The following is a 9,219-nucleotide window of genomic DNA, read 5'->3' as shown; positions in this document are numbered from 1 at the left end:
AAGGACTTTTACTAGGCTCCGTTGGCATTCTTATATCCCCCCAAAAAAACGAATGAGGATATAATAGATCTTGGTGTCTGAAGGTACAATAGCTTTGTGATTGCCGCGGGAGAAGGGCCATGTCCCGCAACAGCGGGCTTGGGAGAGTTCCGCGGCCGGGCCGCGCATCGCCCTGCCTCTCTCCGGGACCCTATCCGCCAGGGCGTGCGGAAGCCTTCTCTCCCGGGCGGATCGGTGGTGGATGGCCGCTTTCGGCCCGCCCACCTGCACCGGGGTATTTGGCTGGAAGAAATTTAGTGGTACCATCTCATCGCGTTTTAGGCTATACATTCATCAGTGCAAACCGTTTAACCCTAGAAAGGAGTGTTAAAGACATGCTGGAAATCGCCAAAATCAAGCCCCTTGCCCGGATCGTTCTCGTTGCCGGCGTCATCGCCCTGGCAGCCGCTTGCGCCAAGAAGGAAGAGAGCACGACGGCCCCCGCCGAGAGCAGCGCCACCACCGAGTCTTCTGCTCCGGCCACCACCACGACGGAAAGCTCCGCCGGCATGGCAGCGCCCATGGAATCCGCGCCTGCCACCAGTGCCAGCGAGAGTTCCGCTGCCAGCACCGGCTCCGCTGCTTCCACCGGCGATTCTTCCGCCGAGTAAATTGCCTGCTGCTTGATGAAGCCGATATAGAATCGGTCCATGGAAGGGGGTGTACTATGCTAGATGTAAAAAGTTTGAAGCCCGTTGTTCGTTTTCTGCTTCTTGCCGGCGTGGTCACCCTCGCCGCAGCATGTGCAAAGAAGGAAGAGTCCACCACGGCGCCGAGCGAGAGTTCGGCGGCCAGCGCGGGCGCCACGTCGGACGGCAGCACCGGCGCCACGGCATCGCCATCCAGTTTTGATGGGCAGGATGCGGGCGGTCACTTTGTCAAGGTGGCAGCCACCAGCGCCATGAGTCCGGACCAGATGGCCAAGGCCAAGTCCCTTGCCGAATCCAAGGGTTGCTTCGCTTGCCATCAGGTGGGACAGAAGATCGTAGGCCCGGCCTTTGCCTGGGTGGCTTACAAGTACAAGGGTGATCCCAAGGCTGTGGCCACGCTCAGCAATGCCATTGAACATGGCGTCACCGGGGTGTGGGGTCCCATGCCCATGCCGGCGCAGAATGTCACCCCCGCCGAAGCCAAGGAATTGGCTTCCTGGGTCCTGGCGCAAAAGCCCATCGCACCGCCCAAAGCCTCCTAAGGTTCGCATTTCCGCTTCAGACCCCCGCTCACGCGGGGGTTTTTTATCTCAGGGTAGCCTTTGGTAAAAAGATTCCGCACCGCGGCTTGGACGGCCAGTACCTACTTTGCCGAGGGACTGCCATTTTCCCTGGTACAACAGGTGTCGGTGCAATTTTTTACGGCCGCCGGCGCCAGTCTGCAGGTCATTGGGCTCCTCTCCCTGTTCGGCTTGCCGTGGAATCTCAAGTTTGCATGGAGTCCGCTGCTCGATCTTTTTGCCAATAAAAAACGCTGGTTGCTCATCATGGAACTGCTCCTGGGCGGGGCCGCCGCGGCCTTGATCTGGCCCGCCCAGGAGATGAACCTGGATCTTGCGGCCAAGATCTTTGTCCTCATGGCCATCCTCTCGGCCACCCATGACATGTCCGTGGATGGGTATTATATCCAGATCCTGGCAGAGGATGCCCAGGCGGCCTTCTCGGGTGTGCGGGTGGCGGCGTACCGGGTCGCCATGCTGGTGGGCAACGGCGGCCTGGTCATCCTGGCGGGCTGGGTGTCCTGGACGGCCTGCTTTCTCGCCGCCGCCGTCATGCTCTGGGGCCTGGCCCTGCTGCATCGGCGGCTTCTGCCCTCGGCTCCCGACGCCGCCCCCAGCAACGGTCAACGTTGGCATGAGGTAAGGCAGGCCTTTCATTCTTATTTGCAACAACCGGCCATTGGTCTCGCCCTGGCCTTTATCCTGCTCTTTCGTGCCGGCGACGCCATGATGTTTGCCATGGTGACGCCCTTTCTCAACCATTTGGGGTACGGGCTGGCGGCGCGCGGCATCCTCACCGGTACGGTGGGGACCGTGACGGGGGTGGGGGGTGCCCTGCTGGGCGGGGTCATCATCTCCCGTTGGGGGCTGCGGCGGGCGATCTTCCCGCTGACCCTCATCCAGGCCCTGGCCATTCCTGCTTATGCCTGGCTGGCCTGGGCCCTACCGTCCCTGTTCTGGGTAGGGGCGGTGGTGGCCTTTGAACAGGCGGCGGCGGGCTTGGGTACGGCGGTCCTGATGGTCTTTCTCATGCAGCGTTGTCGGGGCAGCTATCAGGCGACCCACTTTGCCATCGGTTCCGCCCTGATGTCGGTGGCGGCGACGGTGGTGGGCAGTTTTAGTGGCTATATCGCTGCCGAGGTGGGCTTTACCAGATTCTTTTTGCTCGCCTTTCTGGCGGCGCTGCCGAGTCTGGTCCTGGCGGCGCGGATGCCGGGGGCCTTGTTTCGGTCCCATTCCGGTTAGGCGCCCTTGCATTGGGCGGCACTGGGGGTAGATTAGGTCCAAGGGGCAATATGCGGGAGGGTCCGGCGGTGGGGAAAAGGCAGGGAGTGCAGGGGTCGTTACAGCGGGGATGGCGCCATGGCCTGTGCGGATTTCTGCTGCTGATGGGCATGGGGAGCAGCGGTCTTGGCCAAGCCGCGTTAGCTGGACAGCCAGGTCGCCCGGCGCCGGCCGATCCCGAATTCCCGCCGGAGGGGCGCTGGAGTGTGCTGGTGCAGGATGTGCGGGGCGGCGCACCGGTGCTCAGCCGGAACGCTACGGCGCCGCAGTTGCCCGCCTCCACCGCCAAACTCCTCACCACGGCTTATGTCCTGCATACCCTGGGTGCGCAGGGGCATCTGCTTACCCAGGTGCTGGCCCAAGGCCTGGTCGCCGGCCGCGTCGTGGGTCCGCTGGTTTTCCTTGGTGGTGGGGACCCCAACCTTTCCAGTCGGATATTTCCCTTCAATGGCAAGACGCAACGGGGGCCGGCCCTCTCCCCCCTGCGCGATCTGGCCGAACAGCTATGGCGGGCAGGGGTGCGCGAGGTGCCCGATGGCATTCTGGCCGATAGCCGCCTCTTCCCCACGGAATATGCGCCCATGGGCTGGACGCCCGAGGATCAGCGCTACTGGTACGGCGCGCCCATTAGCGCCCTGACTTTCAACGATGCCATGGTGGAGGTGCTGGTGCGGCCCGGGGCACGCGCCGGTCAGCCCGCCAGCGCGGAGATCGTTCCCAATCCGCTGGGTGTCATCCGTAATGGAGTGACGACCGTGGGGGTGGGGGATGAGGTGACTCCGCTCCGTCTGGAAATCGTGGCTGGGCACTGGGCGTTGAGCGGCAGCATCCGCGTCCGCGCCGCGCCGGTTGGCGCCATGCTGGCGCAGCCGGATCCGGCCCGCTTTGCCGGCCTTGCCCTGCAGCAGGCCTTGCTGGATCAGGGTATCCGGGTGACGGGCGAGGTCCGGGTGCGGGCGCGCGGGCAGGGAAGCGCGGCGCCCCAGCGCCCCTTTTATCCGGGTTACGCCGTCCTCGCCCAGCGCCAGTCGCCGGCGGTCATCGATGCGGTGACGGTCGTCAACAAGGTCAGCGAGAATACCCACGCCGAGATCCTGCTGCGGGATGCGGATCTGGCCCGTGGGGGCAACGGGGATACCCATTCTAGCCTGGCCAGGCTGCAGGACTGGCTCTTGCGGGAGGGAATCATCGACGGGCAGGCGGAGGTGGCCGATGCCTGCGGCTTGTCGCGGGATGCGCGTCTGAGCGCCGCCGATCTGGTCCGCGCCCTGGCGCAATCCTATCAGCAACCCTGGGGCGCATTGTGGCGGGCGTCGCTGCCGGTGGGAGCGGAAGACGGCACCCTGCGCCATCGCCTGGAGGACCTGCCTCTGGGCACAGTGCGCGCCAAAACCGGCACCTTGCGGGATGCGCTGGCGCTGGCGGGGCTCATTCGGGGGAATCATGGTCAGGAATATGCCTTCGCGATTTTGGTCAGTCATTTCAAGACCCCGCGCGCAGCCATCCGCAGCCGCATGGACGATCTTGTGCGGCGCATCGCCCTGGGGAAAAGTACGCTGTGAGCCATGGCCAGGCGTTGCGGGCGATGCCCTTGGCGGCGCCTATCTGGCTAGTGTCTATGGCTGGCGGCAGCGGAGCGGCCGCTGCCCTCGGCGGCAGGTGGGAGAAGCGGCCCAAGGCCGGCGACTGGCCATCATTACGGCCTGGAACCCGGGTTCCGCGCCTAACAGGGCGTGGCAGAACCGGCGCCGCCAAGGTGTCCTGCGCGCCGCTTTGCGCCAACATAAAAAAAGCTGCTGGCCTGCCTGGGGCGGGCTGGGTACCTGGTGGGAGGAAGCCTTGGCCCTGCCGGATATCTCCTGCGCAGAGGCCTGTGACTGGGCTGCCCGTTTTCACCAAAACGCCTTCCTGTGGCTGGATGGGCGGCGCACCTGGCTGGTGTTCGTCGGGCAATCCGGCGCCGGCCGGCGGCATCGTGCGCCGCGGCGCCCGCGATCATGGCGAAGCTAGGGGGCAGCACCCCGCCATCTGGAAGCGTCCTCACATCTGGTAGGAGCGGACCATGGCCGCGACCTTCCCGGGCGCGAATGTGGGCGATCGCTGGCATGGCCCGCTCCTCCACGGATGCGCACACAGATGCAGTCAACTCCCTCTTTACATCCTAGAGAATGTCAGCCCTTGACCTTGTAGTGGACATCATAGTGTAGAGTTATTCCCAAGGGATTAATGGGTGGGTGGAATATGGCCGGTCAGACGCTGGAACACGTGGATATTGGCATCGAAGGGATGACCTGCGCTTCCTGCAGCGCCCGGCTGGAACGGGCGCTCGGCCAGCTCTCCGGGGTGTGGGAGGCGAGCGTCAATCTCAGCACCGAGCAGGCTTCCCTGGACTACGACCCGGAGCAGGCGACGCCCCAGCAGTTTGTAGAGGCGATTGCCGCGACGGGCTATACGCCCGTGTTGGCCGAGACCGAACTGGCCATCGAGGGGATGACCTGCGCCTCCTGCGTGCATCATGTGGAGCAGGCACTCCGGGGGGTAGCGGGGGTAATCGATGCGTCGGTCAATCTGGCCACCGAGCGCGCTACCGTGCGTTACCTCCCCGCCACAACGGGCATCGGGGCATTCACCGCGGCCGTTGCCGAAGCCGGCTATAACGCCCGGCCGCTGGCAGGGGGCGCGGAAGACGAAGCAGCACGGAAACGCCGGAGTCTGGCGGCCATGCGCCGGGATGTCGTCCTGGCCCTGCTACTGGCCCTGCTCGTCCTGGTGCTTTCCATGGGCGGCGCGTTCGTCCCGGTCTTTCATGGGGCGCTCCTTGCCAGCAGCCCCTTTCCCCATTTCTGGGAATGGGTGCAGGCGCTGCTCGCTTCGGTGGTGCTCTTCGGCCCCGGCCGGCGCTTTTTCCGCCCTGGTTTCATCGCCTATCGCCAGCTTTCGCCGGATATGAACTCCCTGGTCGCGACCGGTACCGGCGCGGCCTGGCTGTTCAGCATGGTGGTATTGCTCGCGCCCGGGATTTTCCCTCCCGCCGCCCGCCATGTCTATTTCGATTCGGCGGCGGTGGTGATCGCGGCGGTATTATTCGGGAAATACCTGGAAGAACTGGCCAAGGGCAGGACCTCGGCGGCCATCAGGAAACTCCTGGGACTGCAGGCCAAGGAGGCCCACCTCTTGCGCGATGGAAAAGAGGAAACCGTCGCCATCGGCGCGGTGGCGCTGGGCGATCAGGTCCTCGTGCGGCCCGGAGAGCGGCTGCCGGTGGACGGCGTGGTCCGGGAAGGGGCTTCCCATGTGGATGAAGCCATGCTGACGGGAGAACCCCTGCCCGCGGCCAAGCGCCCGGGCGACAAGGTGGTTGGCGGAACCGTCAACGCGGAAGGCCGGCTGGTGATCGAGGCGACCTCGGTGGGCCAGCATACGGTGCTGGCGCAAATCATCCGCCTGGTGGAACAGGCCCAGACCGGCAAGCTGCCCATCCAGGGCCTCGCCGATCAGGTGGTGCGGGTGTTCACGCCCATCGTCCTCGCCATCGCGCTGTTGAGCTTTGGCGTCTGGCTCGCCATCGGTCCCGCTCCCGCCATCACCATGGCATTGCTCTCGGCAGTCGCGGTATTGGTAGTGGCCTGTCCCTGCGCCATGGGCCTGGCAACGCCGGCGGCCATCATGGTCGGCACCGGGCGAGGGGCGGAGCTCGGGGTCCTGTTCCGCAAGGGGGAAGCGTTGGAGACCCTGTCCAAAGTGGATACGGTCCTCCTGGACAAGACCGGCACCCTCACCGCGGGGCGGCCGTCGCTCACGGACTGCCTGGCCGAGGATCCGTCCGCGCTGCTGCGTCTGGCGGCGGCGGTGGAGGCTGCGTCCGAACACCCCCTCGCCCGCGCGGTGCTGGAGGCGGCCCGTGGACAAGATATTCTGTTGCCGGCCGTCAGCGACTTCGCCGCCGTTCCCGGCTTTGGCGTACAGGCCACGGTCGAAGGCCGCCAGGTGCGTATCGGTGCCCGCCGCTTTCTGGAACGGGAAGGCATCAGCCCCGGGGCCTGGGCGGAGAGGGCCGCGCAACTGGAGGGCGATGGCAAGACCACGGTTTTTGTTGCGGCGGACGAATTGACCGTCGGGGTGCTGGCTATCGCCGATCCCGTGAAACCCGATGCGGTGGCGCTGGTGGCAATGCTCCGCGCCATGGGTTTGCAGATCGCCATGGTCACCGGGGACGCGGGGCCGACGGCCCATGCGGTAGGGCGGCAGTTGGGTATCCAGGAGGTCCATGCGGAGGTGCTGCCTCAAGACAAGGCGGAAGTGGTCCAAGGACTGCAAAAACAGGGCCGCAAGGTCGCCTTCGTGGGCGATGGCATCAACGATGCACCCGCACTGGCCCAGGCGGATGTGGGCATTGCCCTCGCTTCGGGTACCGACATCGCCATCGAGGCAGCGGATGTGACCCTGACCCGGGGTGAGTTGGCGGGGGTGGTCACTGCCATTCAGGCCGCGCGCAAGACCATGAGCACCATCCGGGGGAATCTGTTCTGGGCCTTTTTCTATAACATCCTGCTCATTCCCATCGCCGCCGGGGTGGCCGTACCCCTGGGCATCCAGCTCAACCCCATGCTGGCCGGAGTGGCCATGGGACTTTCCTCGGTCTTTGTCCTGACCAATAGCTTGCGACTCCGCCGCCTTGCACCCTGGATCCCCGGGACGGATGCCCATCACCCCCATCCTGCGCCGCTCCCTATGGCAACCGGAATGATCCCGTGATGGCCCATGCACGGATAACACTGCCGCACATAGGGCTGCCGGCGCCCAAGGCCTGATCGCAGCAGGAGAGAAGGAGTATGGCGTTTGGCCGATGTGCCATCCGTCAAAGTGGCGGCCGGGTCGGATGCCACCGGCGGAGACAAGTCCATAAGGATGGAAGAAGGAGCGACCATGTGGTTCGAAATAGACAAGTTCATTTCTTTGTTGCTGCTTTCCCTTTTACTTACCGGCTGTGCGGCCATTACGCCGCCGCCCCTGGCGAACAACGACCCGGCTAACCCCATGGCGCCGGAAGCCCCCCTGCCGCAAGCGCCGAACGCACTGCGAAGTTATCAATCGGGCTCCAGCGCCGCCGGGGCCAGCCCGCAACAACATGATCACCATGGGGAGCCAGGGGCCATGGAAAACATGCCGGGCATGGGAGGAGATGGCAATGGTCCCCAATAGGAAAGGATCATCCACCAGCGGGGGCGCGGGGCGAATCCATGCCCGCCCCTTGGCCGGCATGCTCATCGCCAGCGGCATCCTGGTATTGTCGGGCTGCGCCACGGTGCCCCAGGACGCGGGTTTCCCGCAAGTGCAGAAAAGCGCGTCCAAGCGACTGAACAAGCAAGTGCATTGGGCGCAAGGCGCTCCGGAGGACCGCGCCGTCCAAGCAGTCGTACAGCGTCTCCTGCTTGGCCCCCTGACGGCGGACAAGGCGATTCAGATTGCGCTTCTGAACAATCCCGGACTGCAGGCGGAGTTTGAGAATATCGGCATCTCCCAGGCCAACCTGATCCAGGCTGGGCTGCTCGCCAACCCCGTATTCTCGGCTGCATATCTCTACTCGCCCATTGGCAGCAACACGAGCCTCGGGGTGGCGCAGGACTTCCTCAATGTCTTCACCCTCGCGGCGCGCAAGCGCATCGCCGCCGCCGAGTTTGACGCTACCCGCCTCAAGGTCACCCAGCGCGTCATGGATCTGACGGCCCAGGTCCGGATCGCCTATTACTCGGCCGTCGCCAACGCCCAGACCCTCGGCCTCGATCGGCAGATCGTCAGCTCCACCCAGGCGGCGGCGGAACTGGCGGAGCGGCAGGCGCGGGCGGGCACCCTGAGCCGGCGCGATCAGTATCTGCACCAGACTTTCTATGCCCAGCAACTCGTGGAGCTGCAGAACGCCGAAACACAACTGGTGAGCGCGCGGGAGCGGCTCAACCGTCTGCTCGGGCTATGGGGCGCAGACACGCAGTGGCAACTCCCCGACCGCTTGCCGGATGTGCCGACGGTCAAAGTGCCCCTTGACCATATCGAGTCTTACGCCATCGCCCATCGCCTGGATCTGGCCGCCGCGCAAAAACAAGTGGATGCACTGGCCTATGGGCTCGGCTACACCCGTCGCTATCGCTATCTCGGTCTGCTTGGCATCGGGGTGAATGTCACCCTCGATGGCATTGACCGGACCATCCAGCGCGGGCCGGAGTTGGTGCTGGGCGTGCCCCTTTTCGACCGCGGACAGGGGCGGATCCGGGGGCTGGAGGCGTCTCTGCGGCAGAGCGAGCAGAGCCGGCGCCAACTCGCCATCGACATCCGCGCGCAGGTGCGCGACACCGCCAACCGCCTCCAGTCTGCCCAGCAGACGGCCGACTATTTCCGTCGTGTGCTCTTGCCTCTACAGCAACAAACCCTTGCGGAAAACCAGCGTTTCTACAACGGCATGCTGATCGGCGTCTACGATCTGCTCTTGAGCAAGCAGAACGAGATCAACACCGCGCGCCAATATGTCCTGGCCACCCGCGATTACTGGATCACCCGGGCGGAACTGGAGCGGGTAGGGGGCGGTCCGCTGGCGTCCGCGGCAAATGCCCCGTCTGCCCAAGAGACCGTCCAGACCTCATCCGCCCCGGTTCCAGATCCGGCGCCCCCGCACCGACATGGAGTGCAATGAC

Annotated in this window: 8 protein-coding genes; all 8 read left to right on the top strand. The window is 64.9% G+C overall.

Annotated elements, in window-relative coordinates:
• Positions 1–374: 374 nt before the first annotated feature.
• The 8 genes from ACP5MM_RS07570 (at position 375) to ACP5MM_RS07535 (ending at position 9,218) form a co-directional block, all read left to right on the top strand.
• Positions 375–650 (top strand): hypothetical protein, encoded by a 276-nt coding sequence (locus ACP5MM_RS07570; RefSeq protein WP_158603372.1) that lies wholly within the window; start codon positions 375–377, stop codon positions 648–650.
• A gap of 56 nt (positions 651–706) precedes the next feature.
• Complete coding sequence (locus ACP5MM_RS07565) at positions 707–1,231, top strand: c-type cytochrome (protein ID WP_427931021.1); 525 nt, start codon at positions 707–709, stop codon at positions 1,229–1,231.
• 141 nt (positions 1,232–1,372) lie between these two features.
• The gene (locus ACP5MM_RS07560; protein WP_427931022.1) at positions 1,373–2,494 is read left to right on the top strand and encodes an MFS transporter; all 1,122 of its coding nucleotides are present in this window, start codon (positions 1,373–1,375) and stop codon (positions 2,492–2,494) included.
• Between the two features lie 50 nt (positions 2,495–2,544).
• Positions 2,545–4,095, top strand: coding sequence for a D-alanyl-D-alanine carboxypeptidase/D-alanyl-D-alanine endopeptidase (gene dacB, locus ACP5MM_RS07555; protein WP_427931023.1), 1,551 nt, complete (start codon positions 2,545–2,547; stop codon positions 4,093–4,095).
• Complete coding sequence (locus tag ACP5MM_RS07550; RefSeq protein ID WP_427934343.1) at positions 3,977–4,543, top strand: DUF3293 domain-containing protein; 567 nt, start codon at positions 3,977–3,979, stop codon at positions 4,541–4,543. The genes dacB and ACP5MM_RS07550 overlap by 119 nt, the downstream gene beginning before the upstream one ends.
• A gap of 231 nt (positions 4,544–4,774) precedes the next feature.
• Positions 4,775–7,288, top strand: a complete 2,514-nt coding sequence (locus tag ACP5MM_RS07545) for a heavy metal translocating P-type ATPase (protein WP_427934342.1) — start codon at positions 4,775–4,777, stop codon at positions 7,286–7,288.
• 171 nt (positions 7,289–7,459) lie between these two features.
• Complete coding sequence (locus ACP5MM_RS07540; protein ID WP_427931026.1) at positions 7,460–7,735, top strand: hypothetical protein; 276 nt, start codon at positions 7,460–7,462, stop codon at positions 7,733–7,735.
• Positions 7,722–9,218, top strand: a complete 1,497-nt coding sequence (locus ACP5MM_RS07535) for a TolC family protein (protein ID WP_427934341.1) — start codon at positions 7,722–7,724, stop codon at positions 9,216–9,218. The genes ACP5MM_RS07540 and ACP5MM_RS07535 overlap by 14 nt, the downstream gene beginning before the upstream one ends.
• Position 9,219: the final 1 nt, after the last annotated feature.

The sequence above is a fragment of the Acidithiobacillus sp. genome (assembly GCF_049965315.1).
Taxonomy (GTDB): Bacteria; Pseudomonadota; Gammaproteobacteria; order Acidithiobacillales; family Acidithiobacillaceae; genus Acidithiobacillus_B.
Note: the sequence above shows the minus strand (reverse complement) of the source record. Positions and strands in the feature narration are given on the sequence as shown.